Genomic DNA, 13,030 nt, shown 5'->3' on the forward strand with positions numbered 1-13,030 from the left:
CGATGCGCCGTTGCGGCGCAGGCAGTAGATGCGCGAGCGCAGCCACGGGGATCGGTAGGCAGCTGACGTCCGGAGGTGGCGACGTCATCGCGGTCTGCCGGACGGTGTGGTGCTCGCGGTGGGTCTGGTGCTGCACACGTCGGGCGCGGCCACGACGGCGGTGGGGTGGTAGGCGACAGCGACGCGGATGCAGTAGCGGCGGGCGTGCGGGTCGAGTCCGGTGAGCCGGTAGCTGATAGTGGCGGCGGGCAGCGTCGCCGCGACTACCGGCGGATCGTCGTCCTTGATGAGGAAGATGACCGTGGCGGCGGTGCCGCCGCTGGGGTCATCCCAGGCGATGGAGATCGTGGTCCCGGTGTCCCGCGCAATGCGCACGTTCCATGCCGCTGCGCGCTGGGGCTGCCATGACTCGCGCGCCGCCTCCGTGGTGGTGGTCGGCGATGGAGTCGGCGGCGCTACTTGATGCTGCAGCGCGACGCCGAGCAGGACGACGGCGGTCACCGTGCCGGCGAGCAGGCACACGATCGCAGCGATCCGCAGCCAGTACCACCTCGGCGGCTCGGGCGGCGTGATGGCGCGGCCGTGGTCGGGTAGGGCGATGTCGGGCGTCTGGCCGAGCGCCGCCAGTTGTTCGACGAGAGGGTGGGCGGCGCCGAGGGTCCGGGGTGCTGCTGGTTGGAGGTGGGCGAGGAGGTTGCGGGCGGTGTCGTGGTAGCCGAGCGACCGGCGGAGCCTGGCCAGGTCGGTGCCGATCTGGACGACTTCGACCGGGGCGGTGCCGTATTCGCTGAGCAGGCGGTGGTAGGCGCGGGTGAGCGCCGGTTCGGCGTCGTGCGGGCGGCCCAGCGCCGCGACGGTGAGCGCCTGGCCAGCGGTGGCCAGCAGCATCGGCCAGCGTGCCCTCGGGTGGTCCTGCCGGGCTGCTTGGTGGTAGCAGGCGTACGCGGCGTCGAGGTGGCCTTGGGCGGCCAGGACCCGGCCTCGGGTGCAGGCCAGGATCGTCTGCTGGTACGGGCCGAGGTCAGCGTCGGCGAGCTCGACGACCAGTGTTTCGGCTTGGTCTGGGTCGCCGAGGGCGAGCATGGTCTCCGCCAGCAGCCGCCCCGCGTCGAACACGTCGGTGCTGGTGGCCTCAACCCCGTGGCCGATCAGCGACCGCGCCTCGACCAGCAGCTGATATGCCTCAGGGAACCGGTACGCGGTCAGGCACGCCATGGCTGCATCGATCGCCTCGGTCAGACTTTGCCCACCGCCGGCTGCTGACAGCGGCGAAGGGTCGGAGCCGCCGCGGTGCCGGCCGGCCACGCTACCGAGCCCGCGCCGGTCGCGAGCGGCAAACGACAACATCAGGGTCCTCGTAGTGCATCCGTGTGCGGGCAAAGGCTGGGCGGGCAGGGTTGGGGCCGCCCGCTGCTCTGTGCGCGGGTGCACACGCGGGCGGGCGGCCCCGGCGGTGACGTGGACGGCCGCCCTGCCGGGCTCTCGTTCGGGGGTCGGATCCCGATCAGGCCGCCGTGTGACGGTCACACGTCACCGCGCCGAGGAGGCGCTTCCAACGCCTACTCCGCCCGGGGTGGTGTCCGGGCCGGGCACCGTGGCCCAGACACGCGTCGTCGAACCGATCCGGACGCCCCCAGGCGCCTTGCGGTGCCGAGTCCCGGGGACGTCGCGGTGGTGCGCGGTGCGGGGCGGCCCGGCCGGGGAGGCTCGGGCGGGCCGCCCCGCGAGGGCGGCGGCCGGCCCTCGGCGGTGGAGGGTGGTGGCCGCCGCCCGGCGTCCCCGGGGCCGGGTGGCACCGCCGGTCCGGGAACGCACGCCATACGGAATGCAGGCAGCATCAGGTGGTTCGGGTCAGGGTCATCCGTACACCGGCACGGCTGCTTCGCCGATGAGGTGGTCGGTCTCGTCGAGGACCAGCCGCGTGGTCGGTCCCTCCGTGCCGATCCGGTCGACCATGTGCCCGAGCAGGCCGCGCACATCACGGCCAGAGCCGTCCAGGTACAGCTCGGAGACCAGGTCGAGGGCCAGGATCAGCCCGCCGAGCGCGTCGGTCTGCGGGTCCGGGCGGGTCGACCCGATCAAGGTGCTGTTCAACCGCCCCCGGATCCGGGGCAGCACATTGGGGTCGGTGGGCGGGTACCGGCGCCGACCCCGCATGATCCGCCGATGCGAACTCTGCACGATCAGGTTCCCGGCATACATCCCGGCCGCCGTGCGCTCGTAGGCGTCCGCCGCGAGCGCGCGGATCGCGTCCCGGACCGGCAACGGCTGGCGCGGCGGCGCGAACGCCGACCGGGTGACAGGACCGGCGAGCAGACCGACCGCCCAATCAGCGACCGGATCCCCGGACACACTCAAGCTGGTCACGAACACCCGGCGCTCCACCACTCGGATCCGCTCGACCGGCCGCAACAGTTCGTCGATGAGCACCGCCCCGGCCAACGCGACACCTGCTGCGGCGAGGCTGGCCAGCCGCTCACCGGTCTCGGAATGGGCGAGGAAGAACAACTCCACCCGCAGCGGCTGGCGCAGGCTCGGCGGCGGCTTCTCACCAATCGGATACGTCATCCGCGCATCACCGCATCGGCCGTACCAACGCCCGCAACCGCCGGTGCGCACCGCCGTAGGCGGTCGCGCCACGCAGGACAGCGGTGTCGATGGCGGCGTGCATCGTGTAGAGCGGGTCACACACGTTGCCCGGGGCGGCCTGCCCGGCCTGCGACACCAGCTGGTAGGCGTCGAGCAGCTCGAGGCCGGTGAGCTCGACGACCCAGCCGACCAGGTCCTGCTGGCTGATCCGGTACGCATCTTCCAGGGGCCGGGCGGCGCCGATCGAGATGAGCTGGGTGTCGGTCTCGATCCGCGGCCACGGCGTCGCCACCTGCTTGATGAGGTCGACGGCGACGGTGACGTGCATCGCGCACTCGACCGCGACCCCGCACACCTCACCGTGGCCTTGCCGGGCGTGGCCGTCGCCGAGCGCGAATAGCGCCCCGGGCACGTTCACTCCGAGGTACAGGGTGGTCCCGGGCCGCAGTTGCGGGGTGTCGAGGTTGCCGCCGTGCGCGTCCGGGACGATGCTTTGCCGGACCTCGCCGTGCGCGGGGGCGACACCGACGGTGCCGAGCATCGCATCGAGGGGCAGCTCCACCACGAAGTCCGACCGTCGGGCCGCATACCGCACCGTGCCCGTCTGGAGGTTGAGGTCGTACTGCCAGACCCGCTCCTCCAACGGAGGCTGCAGCGTCGGCGTGGTGTGCGTGGAGGTGAGGGCGCCGAAGTGCGGGAACGTCGCCGACATGCCCCAGTCCCGGGCCGGGGCGATCGCCGCGAAGTGCAGGGCCAGGGTGTCGCCCGGCTCGGCGCCGACCACGTGGAACGGGCCGGTGACCGGGTTGAACTGCGCACACACCTCCGACGGCAGATCATCCACCGTGCGGACCGCGCCGCCGAAGCAGTCCTCGGTGAACGTCCGCAGCACGTCACCCGGCCGGATCTCCGCGACCGGCGGCACGCCGCCGAAGGTGTAGAGCGCCGGGCCGGCGGGCTGGTGGTCGATCACTCGCACCCCGCGGTTGGCGCCCGAGGCGCTTGTGGTGGTGGTGGTCATGACTGCTCCTGGTTGAGGCCGGACAGCACCGGACGACGGCCCGCCAGATACAGCCCGATCAGCACGACCACGCCGATCCCGACCCAGATGAGGGCGAGGCGCTGCGCGGCGACGTTGGCGTTGACCGCCACGTAGGCCAGGATCGCGAACCCTGCCACAGGCAGCAGCAGGTGTGACCACAGGTTCCGGCTGCGGCGGCGGACGAGGTAGTGCCAGACCACGGCGACGTGCAGGGTCAGGAACGCGGCCAGGGCACCGAAGTTGATTAGCGAGGCAAGCAGCGCAATCCCGTCGGAACGCCACGCCATGTACAGGCCGATCCCGACCGATAGCACGCCGGTGAGCACGATCGCGTTGGCTGGCACCCCGTGCCGTACTGAAATCTTGCGCAGGAAGGCGGGCAGTTGCCGGTCGCGGGCCATCGCGAACAGCAACCGCGAGGTGGCGACCTGCGCGACGAGGGAGTTCGCCACCCCCCAAGCGATCGCCGTCGCCACCGCGCAGAGCGTCGCCAGCCAGCCGCCGCCGGCGACCCGGGCCGCGTCGTAGAACGCCACCCCGTCCGGATCACCGTTCGCAAGGAGCCCGGCCGGGTCCGGGACGAGGAGCGCGGCCACCCAGGTCTGCACGATGAACAACACGCCAGCGAGGATCAGGGCGGCGGTCATCGCCCGGCCGATCTGCCGCGGGCCGCCCCGGTTCTCCTCAGCCAGCATGGAGATGCCGTCGAAGCCGAGGAAGCTCAACACCGCGACCGAGACCGCGCCGAAGACGAGGGGCCAGGTGAACGTGCTCGGGTTGAACAGTGGTTCCCATGAGAAGCCGCGGCCCCGGCCGTCCAGCAGCGCCCGGACGCCGACCGCGAGGAAGATGGCCAGGACGATGATTTCGCCGACGAGCATGATGCGGGTGATGGCGGCGGTCATGCGGATGCCGAGCAGGTTCGTCACGGTGTTGAACACCACGAACCCGACCAGCCACGCCCACACCGGCACCGCCCCGACCGCCGCGTGCATCGCCACCGCCGCGATCAGGTACAACAGGCTCGGCACGAGGAGGTAGTCGAGCAGGACCGACCAGCCGGCGAGGAACCCGACCGGCGGCGCGATGCCCCGCCCGGCGTAGTTGTAGACGCTGCCGGCGAACGGGAACGCCTTCACCATCTGCGCATACGACGCCGCGGTGAACACCATCGCCACCATGCCGATCACATAGGCGAGGGCGACCATGCCGCCGGAACTCTGGAACACCCCGCCGAAAATCCCGAACGGCGCGATCGGCACCATGAAAATCAGCCCGTAGAACACCAGGTCCCTGAACCCCAGCGTCCGCCGCAACTCCGGCCGATACCCACCAACCGGCGACGACCCCTCCGCAGGGACCGGTATCTGCTGTGCCGTACTCAAGATCTTTGTCCTCCCACATCGATCAACTTCGGGGAAACCCGCCGACCGGCGGGCATGACCCATCCGTGCGTCTCCGCCCAACGCACTGATGTGTTGCTTTAGGTAGGACTGGTCGCCGCCTCAGCTAACGCAGTGACGACGACCAGCAGCCCCCTGGAAAACAGACGAGAGCCAACAGTCGGCAGCCATCGCTGTCCTATATGGCCGCTACGAACAGGTGCGGCGAGCGAACCGCATTGCACAGCTCATCGGGCCATCCACTGGGCGTGTTGAACCAACCATCCGGCTTGACGTAGAGAGGTCACGACCAGATCGTCATCGTCGATGATCAGGACGATGTCAAAGCTGCCGCGCAGCTGACCGAGACGTTCGACCTTGTAGATGGCGGCCGGCCGCATGTCGTCGTCCGCGCGCATGTGAAGGTTGGCAGTGGGTAAGCCCTGGGCCGCCAGCCAGCTGGCGGTGAGTTGTCGGTAGCGCTCGGGGCGGCCAGTCAGCCAGATGACAGTGGAGTCCAGGGCGTGCTCGTTGGCCACCGCAACGCCCTCAGGTAGCGATTCGTCGAGCGCCGCGCTGGCGAAGAACGCCTCCCAGTTCGGGGTTTCGCCGGTGACGAGGTGTTGGCGGTGGCGGCAGTTGGCCACGGTGCCATCGATGTCGATGATGACCGCGGCGGGCCTCGCCTCGGCAGGCTTCACAGCACGCCTTCCTTCGTGTCCGGATGGTCGAATTCGTTGTGACGCAACGCGTGTGCCTGACGAATGAGGGGCGCGAGACCGATCTCAAGCAGGTTGCCGAGTGCGGTGTTGCGGGGTGCGGCGACACTGCCGAGATCGACAGTCACCGCTCCATCAGCGAGCACCCACGCCCGGAAGGGATAGGGGTCGGTCTCGGCGCGGGTGGGTTGGTCGAATATCTGAACGCTGCCCAGGTCGTCGCGTACGGCGGCGATGGCGGAGCGGAACTGCTCGGTGGCGTAGCCGTAGATGTCGGCCTTGCGGGCGTCGGCGCGGCCAATCGGTCGGTACTGGGAGATAAGCCAGTATTCGACCCGCGTGCGCTGCGCGACGCTGCGGATCATGGCGGCCGTCTCCGGAAGGCGGCCGATGCTGTTGGCGGCCGTGAAGGTGTTGAAGGCCAAGGTCTTGCCGTGGTCGGCGAGCATCGCGACGTTGGCCGTGAAGCGGTCAAAGTAGCCCCGCCCGCGGAACCAGTCGGCTAGCTGCGCATCTGGACCGTCGATGGCCAGGGAGTAGACGTCAATCCACTCGCGTAGGCCGTGGAAGCGATCCTGGAGCAGCAGCCCGTTGGTGTGCATGTTGACGGCAAAGCCGAGCTCGGAGGCGTGCCGTACCGCCGTCTCCACGTGGTTGTCGTAGGGCATCAGCGGGTCGCCGCCGGTGAACACGACGCGGTGGGCGGCCGACTCGGCGCGCAGGGCGTCGAGGACCCGCAGGACGGTGTCCCGGTCGGCCTGGACGCGGTTGCGCTCGCGATAGCAGAACTTGCACACGCCAGGCGATCCAGACGTCGCCTCCAGCTGCCAAGCGTTGCAGTCTGTGTTGAGAATCAGGTGAATGATCGGTAGCTCCGCTTCGGTCAGCTGACCGCCAGCGACGGGGCGCGGGATCGTCACCCCGCTACCGTCGCTCGCCCACACTGATAGCGGCCAGACCACGGTGCCCCCTCACAATGAAGGTTCGCTATGGTCTGGCTCCCCTCGGATGCATCGAGCATCGTCGTTGAGAACCCAATGACGACCGCTCAGCCAAGAGGAGCGCACCGTGAAATCGAATACCGCACCTGGTCCGCCGATCGGCACCGATCCGGCCCAGCCGGTGATCTTTTCCGAGGGTTACTACCAGCACGTCGTGCGAGAGCATGGCTACGACACGTTCGAGCTGGAGCGGTTCACCTTCGACCTGGCCGGGCTCGGCGCCGGCGAGCTGAACGTGCGCTGGCTGTGCCACCACCGGGCCACCGACTTCCTGGCTACCCCTCAGCCGTCGCGGATTATCACGACCGGGTTCGGCATGTCTGGGGTGCCGCACATGGGCACGGTGTCGCAGATCCGGGGCATTACCGCGTTGCAGAACGGTGGCGAGCGGTGCCAGATCGTGCTCGGCGACCTGGACGCACACAATGGCAAGGGTCGGTCGCTGGAGCAGACTCGCGAGCTGGCCGACCGGTTCGCCGGGTTTTGTCGCAGAATGGGCTTCAACGAGACCACCGGCATCCTGCGCAACCAGTTCAACGACCTGGACTGCCTGCGCAACATGTATCTCCTCGGTTTCTACGCAGAGGACTCCGACTTCGACCGAGCCGAGGAGGACAACCACGGCTACTACGCCTCCATGGGCATCGTGGACGGCCGAATGACCTTCCGGCGCAAGGTGTCGCTGGCGCTGATGGCCGCCGACTTCGTGACGCTCGGCCAGGACTTCGACGCTGTACTGGTCACGCTCGGCGTCGACGAGCACAAGTACGTGAGGTTTACCCGCGAGGTCACTCAGCGGTTCGGCGCCGATACCAGCCTCCGCCGCGGCTTCACGCTGGCATCGATCTATTCGCGGCTGACCACCGGGTTCGATGGGTATCCGAAGATGTCCAAGAGCGTGCCCGGATCGTCGATCAACGTGGAGACGACGCCGGAGGAAATCGTGGCGCGGGTTATGGGCGACGAGGCGCGCACGCCGGAGGCGTCTCCGTCGTATCAGCTGGTCTGTCAACTGTTCTTCCGGCCCGTCGACGAATGCCTGGCGTTGGTCCACGAGTGCGCGACAGCCTCGCCCGCGTGGCGCAAAACCAAGGCGGAGCTGGCCGAGTACCTGATCTCAATTACAGAGCTGTGGTGACCACGAGGGGGACAGCATGTTCGCCGATCTGATCGGCCCCGCCGCCGCGCTGCTCGACATGGCACCGGCGCACTTCGGGTCGTACCTGCACCGCGTCAACGCCGGGCAGAGCCTCACCTACGAGGAAGCGAACAACTACATGCGGCTGGTGCTGGCGATCGAGGACGACCGGCAGCGCAGCGCCCAGCTTGGCGTACTCCTCAACGGCATCATGGCCAAGCGCCCGGCCGCCGAGGAGGCGGCCGGAGTCATCGACGCCGCCCTCGAACTGGATGTGCACCAGCCCGCCGACCGGCCCGCGCACCCGTTCACCGGAGAACAGGTCATCGGCATGGCCGGCAGCGGCAAGAAGGGCGTCAAGACCCCCAACATCTCCACCCCGGCGGCCATCGTCGCGGCAGCGGCCGGGATCAAGGTCGCCAAGTGCGCGTCGGCGGCTACGTCCTCGGTTGCGGGGTCGGCCGACACGCTCAAGAACCTCGGCGTCAAGATCAGCGGAGACCGTGACCGGACGCTGGAGGTGATGGGGGCCTGTAACCTGGGTGTTTTCGAGATCGAGCAGTTGGTGCCCCGATTCGACGCCGCCTACGGCGGTTTGTTCTTCGCCCCGCATGTGCTGTCGTTGGCCTTCCCCGCACTGTTGCTGCCGATCAAGGTCGACAACCTGCTGTACGGCATCGCGCATCCTGACGTCACGCTGTCGCTGGAGGTGCTGCGCCGCTACCACCGCGGCGATATGCTCGTGGTCTCCTCGACCCCGGACAATATGCGCTGGATCGACGAAGTCGGGATCATCGGCGAGACCTGCGTCGTCGGTGTGCGTGGCGGTGAACGCGGGCACATGCGCCGTCTGGCACTGGATGATGTGCTTGGCGTCGGCCCGTACAGCCTGAGCGACCTGGCACCGGGCCGGACCGCCACCGAGCAGGCGCGCATCGTCGTGGACATCCTGGCCGGGAAGGCACCTCGCGCGCTGATCGATCTCGTCGCGGTTAACGCGGCGACATTGATCTACCTCGGTACCACCCACCGCACCGTCCCTGAGTCGTTCGCGCTGGCCTGCGAGGTGCTGTCAAGCGGCGCGGCGCTGGCCATGCTTCGCGACCTCGCCCGGTTGTCCGGTGGCACCGATGCAGTCATCCGGGGGTGGTTGTGAGCGCCGCCGGCCAGATCGAGGTGGTCGCGGTCGGGGTGTGCGGCTCCGATGTGCAGCGACTGCGGGCCGGGTTCGACGTGCGCTCGTTGGGCCATGAGGTGGTCGGACGGGGGCCTGATGGACAGCTGCTTGCCGTCCGGCCGCTCAACCCCTGCCGGTCCTGTCCGGCCTGCGCACGCGGCTGGACCGAGCAGTGCCCCAACGACGCGAGCATCGGCCGGTTCGACACCCGCGACGGCGGCTTCAGCGGCCGGGTGCGAGTCACGTCTGGGCAGCTCTACCCAATTCCGGAGCGGCTGCCGGTCACCGTGGCGACCCTGGCCGACCCGCTGGCCTGCGTGCTGCACGCCCTGCACGACATAGCCATCGAAGGCGTGAACGTGCTGATCATCGGAGACGGACCGTTGGCGGCACTCGCCGCCATCCACGCCCGCCATCGGGCCGCCGCGCAGGTCACCATCGTTGTCAAGGACGGCGGCCGGACCGAACGGATGTCCGGTTTCGCCGATTCCGTGGCCACTGCGGATGCGATGGCCGAAGCCCAGTACGATGTGGTACTGGAATCGGTGGGAGGCATAAGCAGTGAACCGATATTGACAGCAGTAACAGCCGTGGCGCCCCTGGGACAGGTGGTCGCCCTCGGCGTGTACGCCCCGAACGTGGCTGCTGGCATACCGGTTCGTACCCTCCTGGAGAAAGAGTCCTCGCTACGAGGCAGTAAGGCGTACCGCGTCAACGACGACCGGGACGATTTTGCTGCCGCGCTGGACTTGCTGGCGATCGACCCCCGCGCCTATGCGCCGGTCATCACGAGCACACCTTCATGGTCACCGCACGGCCCGCAGCCGCCCGTCCTGGAACGCAGGACCCACACGCTCAAGATCGTATACGTGAATGAGCCTGCAACGGCCCGACGCCTGACTTGAAGAGGACACACCGCCATGCTCACCGATACGACCCGTCTCGGCGCCTCCCATACGGCGCTGATGAACATCCTGCGTAGTGCGCCCGACCTGCGCGAAGGAAGTGAACTCACCGCCATTCTCGAGCTGCTGCGCGGGCGCCGGGCGATGGACCTGTCCGACCTGCCGCCCGCCGAGCAGGCCGCCCTGATCGCCGCCCGCACCCAGGCGCTGTTGCCCTCCATCGGCCAGCTCGGCGAGCTGCTGGCCGCCGCCAAGACCGAGCAGCGTCAGCTTGTGGTCAAGTTCGGCATCGATCCCACCGCCGCCGACGTGCACGTCGGCCATGCCGTACCCATGATCATCGCCAGCCGGTTCCAGCGCATGGGTCACCGGGTCGTGTTCATCGTCGGCGACATCACCGCCAAGATCGGTGACCCGTCCGGGCGCACCGCCGACCGGCCACCGCTGACCGATGACGACATCGCGCACAACATGAAGACCTACCGCGAGCAGGTCACCCCGTTCTTCGACTTCGACCATGCCGATTTCCGCTACAACAGCGAATGGCTCGCCCCGATCACCCTGCCCCAGTTCATCGGCGTCCTGGAGCAGCTGCCCGTCGCCGCGTCCCTGCAGCGCGAGGACTTCCGCAACCGGCTCGCCGCCGGCAGCGGCCTGACGATGGCCGAGTTGGTCTACTCCGTGGTTATGGCGCTGGACTCGGTGGAGATCACCGCCGACATCGAACTCGGCGGCCTGGACCAGTTGCTGAACATGCAGATGTGCCGCCGTGTGATGGAGAACGCCGGCCAGCAGCCGGAGATCATCATCGCGACCGGGCTGATCGAGGGCACCGACGGCACCGGGGCGAAGATGAGCAAGAGCAAAGGTAACTACGTCGGCCTGGCCTTCGACCCCAAGGACGTGTTCGGCAAGCTCATGTCGGCGGCGGATCGACTCATGCCGGAGTACCTCAAGGCGTTGACCGAGCTACTCGATCCCGAGATCGAGCTGCTGTTGCAGCTGATGGCTGATGGCAAGGTCCACCCGATGGGTGTGAAGACCCTGCTCGCCTCCGATGTGACCAGCACCGTGCACGGGCTCGACGAGGCCGCGGCCAGCCGGGCCGGATTCCGGGCCCAGTTCTCCCAGAAACGCTTCTCCGACACTCCCGACCTGCCCACCGTCACGCGGGCCGAGCACGACAACACCAGCGTCGGGGAACTGTTCGTCAAGGTCACCGAGCAGGTGCCGAGCATGAACCAGGTCCGCCGGGTCGCCAGCGGTGGCGGCCTGCGCCTGGTCGCCGAAACCAGCGGCAGCGGACAGGAAACCGTCACCCTCACCGAGTCCGACGTCAACGGCACCCTCGCGGCCCTACTCACCTCGCACGCCGAACTGGCCGGCCAGCCGCAAGCGCGTAGATTCCTCAAATGTGGCCGGTTCCTCATCGAGGTCAAATAACCCGCAGCGTTCCCGTGAGGTGCCAGTGCGGTGGCGGCGGCACTGGCACATGTCACGTACTCGGGTCAGTGAGAGCAAGGCTCAATGTCGCAACGACTTCCTCGCGATGGGTCGGTATACGATCGATCCAGCCGGTATGGTCGACGAATCGTCTCACATCGATCGTCGACAGGTCCGGACAGGAACCGCATGTCAGCGCGCCAGCCCATCGACCCGGCGTGGTGGAACGCCGACGACATCGACGGTGTCGCCATGCGCAAAGCACTCGCCGAACGTGACATCCAGGCCATCTTCAACTTCCTGCACCGCCGGGGATGGAGCTGGGCCGCCATCGCCCAGGCGACCGATATCGGCGAGCAGCGCGTCCGTGAGATCGCCGGTGGAAAGCGCCGTATCGAGAACTACGACGTGTATGTGCGCGTCGCGGTCGGCCTGAACATCCCCCGCGACTACCTGGGCGTCGGGCTGCGCGAAGTCGGTCAACGCGATGCCGTCGCCGGATCCTCCTCCTCCGCTGCCGACGTACCCGCAGCACGGACCGCCACGCTGCGGCATACGCTGACGGTCGACACCTCAGCGAGCGCTCGGCGCTCGTACCACGAACATGAGGACACCGACGTGCACCGCCGACGTCTGCTCCAAGACATTGCTATCGCCGGGCTTGCCACGCCACTTCTCGGCGTCGAGCAACTCCGGCACGACCTGCTGGCAGCCGCGCACGGCCAGTCATACGATCATGCCGAGTGGGAAGCTATCGCCTGGGACTACGGCTGCCTGTACGCCACCATGCCCCCGCGCGCACTGCTTGCCGACCTGACCCAAGACCTGCTCGTCGCAAACACCCAGATGCGACGGCTGAACGACGAAGCTGATCGCCGCGATCTTAGCCGCGTCATGGCCCAGCTCGGCGTCTTCCTCGCCCAGACCATGGGCAACCTCGGCGACATCCACGCTGGACGCCGCTGGTGGAGATTCGCGCGCCGCATGGCCGATACCTCCACCGACCCACAGGTCCGCGTTTGGGTGCGTGGCCGAGACATCATCCGTAGCCTGTACGAGCATCAGCCCCTCCAGCAGGTCATCGACCTTGCCGACGAGGCGGCCTCGATCTCCCGAAACCCTGGCATGGGCACGGGCTCTGCGCTGATCGGACGAGCCCAGGCCCTCGCCGTTCTCGGCCGCAACGACGAAGCACGTACCGCCATGAACGCTGTATACACGGTGCTCGACCGCCTTCCCGCCCAGGTCACCAGCGATACCGCCTCCATGTACGGCTGGCCGGAGTACCGTCTGCGGCACGGCGAGAGCTTCGTCTACACCTACCTCGGCGACGCCGAACGCGCCGAAACCGCCCAGCGCCAGGCGCTTACGCTCTACGCGCCGGACATGTTCAGAGAACGAGCGCAGGTCCAGCTACACGAGGCACTCCGTCTAGTACGGACCGATCCTCAACACGGCGTCAACCACGCCGTGCAAACCCTGTCCGGCTTGCCCGGCAGCCAGCGCATTGAGGCCGTACTCGAGGTAGCGCGCTCTGTCGTGCGCGCCGTACCAGCAACCGAGCAGCAACACTCAAACGTCCACGAGCTTCAGGAAATTCTGAGTGCGCCGGCGCAGCTCATCACTGGATAAAC

Annotated in this window: 11 protein-coding genes; 5 read left to right on the forward strand and 6 right to left on the reverse strand. The window is 68.1% G+C overall.

Annotated features, from left to right (window positions below):
- Positions 1–84 precede the first annotated feature (84 nt).
- The 6 genes from ABT369_RS03410 to ABT369_RS03435 all read right to left on the reverse strand — a co-directional run bounded on the left by ABT369_RS03410 (position 85) and on the right by ABT369_RS03435 (position 6,652).
- On the reverse strand, positions 85–1,215 hold the full coding sequence (locus ABT369_RS03410) for a fibronectin type III domain-containing protein (RefSeq protein ID WP_350610076.1): 1,131 nt from the start codon (positions 1,213–1,215) through the stop codon (positions 85–87).
- 642 nt (positions 1,216–1,857) lie between these two features.
- On the reverse strand, positions 1,858–2,619 hold the full coding sequence (locus ABT369_RS03415; protein ID WP_350610077.1) for a GPP34 family phosphoprotein: 762 nt from the start codon (positions 2,617–2,619) through the stop codon (positions 1,858–1,860).
- Positions 2,576–3,610 carry an acetamidase/formamidase family protein gene (locus tag ABT369_RS03420; protein ID WP_350610078.1) on the reverse strand — a complete coding sequence of 345 codons (1,035 nt, stop codon included), beginning with the start codon at positions 3,608–3,610 and terminating at the stop codon, positions 2,576–2,578. The genes ABT369_RS03415 and ABT369_RS03420 overlap by 44 nt, the downstream gene beginning before the upstream one ends.
- Entirely contained in the window at positions 3,607–5,016 is a 1,410-nt protein-coding gene (locus ABT369_RS03425; protein WP_502891690.1) for an APC family permease, read from the reverse strand. The genes ABT369_RS03420 and ABT369_RS03425 overlap by 4 nt, the downstream gene beginning before the upstream one ends.
- Positions 5,017–5,261: 245 nt before the next feature.
- On the reverse strand, positions 5,262–5,714 hold the full coding sequence (locus ABT369_RS03430; protein ID WP_350610079.1) for a phosphatase domain-containing protein: 453 nt from the start codon (positions 5,712–5,714) through the stop codon (positions 5,262–5,264).
- On the reverse strand, positions 5,711–6,652 hold the full coding sequence (locus ABT369_RS03435; protein ID WP_350610080.1) for a radical SAM protein: 942 nt from the start codon (positions 6,650–6,652) through the stop codon (positions 5,711–5,713). Before ABT369_RS03435 ends, ABT369_RS03430 begins: the two co-directional genes overlap by 4 nt.
- 148 nt (positions 6,653–6,800) lie before the next feature.
- On the opposite strand from ABT369_RS03435, the gene ABT369_RS03440 reads away from it, so the two are divergent.
- The 5 genes from ABT369_RS03440 (at position 6,801) to ABT369_RS03460 (ending at position 13,028) form a co-directional block, all read left to right on the forward strand.
- Positions 6,801–7,871: a nucleotidyl transferase family protein gene (locus tag ABT369_RS03440; RefSeq protein ID WP_350610081.1), complete on the forward strand. Its 1,071-nt coding sequence runs from the start codon at positions 6,801–6,803 to the stop codon at positions 7,869–7,871.
- Between the two features lie 16 nt (positions 7,872–7,887).
- Complete coding sequence (locus tag ABT369_RS03445) at positions 7,888–9,027, forward strand: hypothetical protein (RefSeq protein WP_350610082.1); 1,140 nt, start codon at positions 7,888–7,890, stop codon at positions 9,025–9,027.
- Positions 9,024–9,953: an alcohol dehydrogenase catalytic domain-containing protein gene (locus ABT369_RS03450; protein ID WP_350610083.1), complete on the forward strand. Its 930-nt coding sequence runs from the start codon at positions 9,024–9,026 to the stop codon at positions 9,951–9,953. The genes ABT369_RS03445 and ABT369_RS03450 overlap by 4 nt, the downstream gene beginning before the upstream one ends.
- A 15-nt stretch (positions 9,954–9,968) precedes the next feature.
- Entirely contained in the window at positions 9,969–11,396 is a 1,428-nt protein-coding gene (tyrS, locus tag ABT369_RS03455) for a tyrosine--tRNA ligase (RefSeq protein WP_350610084.1), read from the forward strand.
- A gap of 189 nt (positions 11,397–11,585) precedes the next feature.
- Positions 11,586–13,028: a hypothetical protein gene (locus ABT369_RS03460; protein ID WP_350610085.1), complete on the forward strand. Its 1,443-nt coding sequence runs from the start codon at positions 11,586–11,588 to the stop codon at positions 13,026–13,028.
- The last annotated feature ends 2 nt before the right edge of the window (positions 13,029–13,030 follow it).

Source organism: Dactylosporangium sp. NPDC000244 (assembly GCF_040300725.1).
Taxonomy (GTDB): domain Bacteria; phylum Actinomycetota; class Actinomycetes; order Mycobacteriales; family Micromonosporaceae; genus Dactylosporangium.

Excerpts from the sequence above, each read along its gene's own strand:
- ABT369_RS03410 (WP_350610076.1), bottom strand. The coding sequence starts at position 1,215 with ATGGCGTGCCTGACCGCGTACCGGTTCCCTGAGGCATATCAGCTGCTG.
- ABT369_RS03420 (WP_350610078.1), bottom strand. The coding sequence starts at position 3,610 with ATGACCACCACCACCACAAGCGCCTCGGGCGCCAACCGCGGGGTGCGA.
- ABT369_RS03445 (WP_350610082.1), top strand. The coding sequence starts at position 7,888 with ATGTTCGCCGATCTGATCGGCCCCGCCGCCGCGCTGCTCGACATGGCA.
- tyrS (WP_350610084.1), top strand. The coding sequence starts at position 9,969 with ATGCTCACCGATACGACCCGTCTCGGCGCCTCCCATACGGCGCTGATG.
- ABT369_RS03460 (WP_350610085.1), top strand. The coding sequence starts at position 11,586 with ATGTCAGCGCGCCAGCCCATCGACCCGGCGTGGTGGAACGCCGACGAC.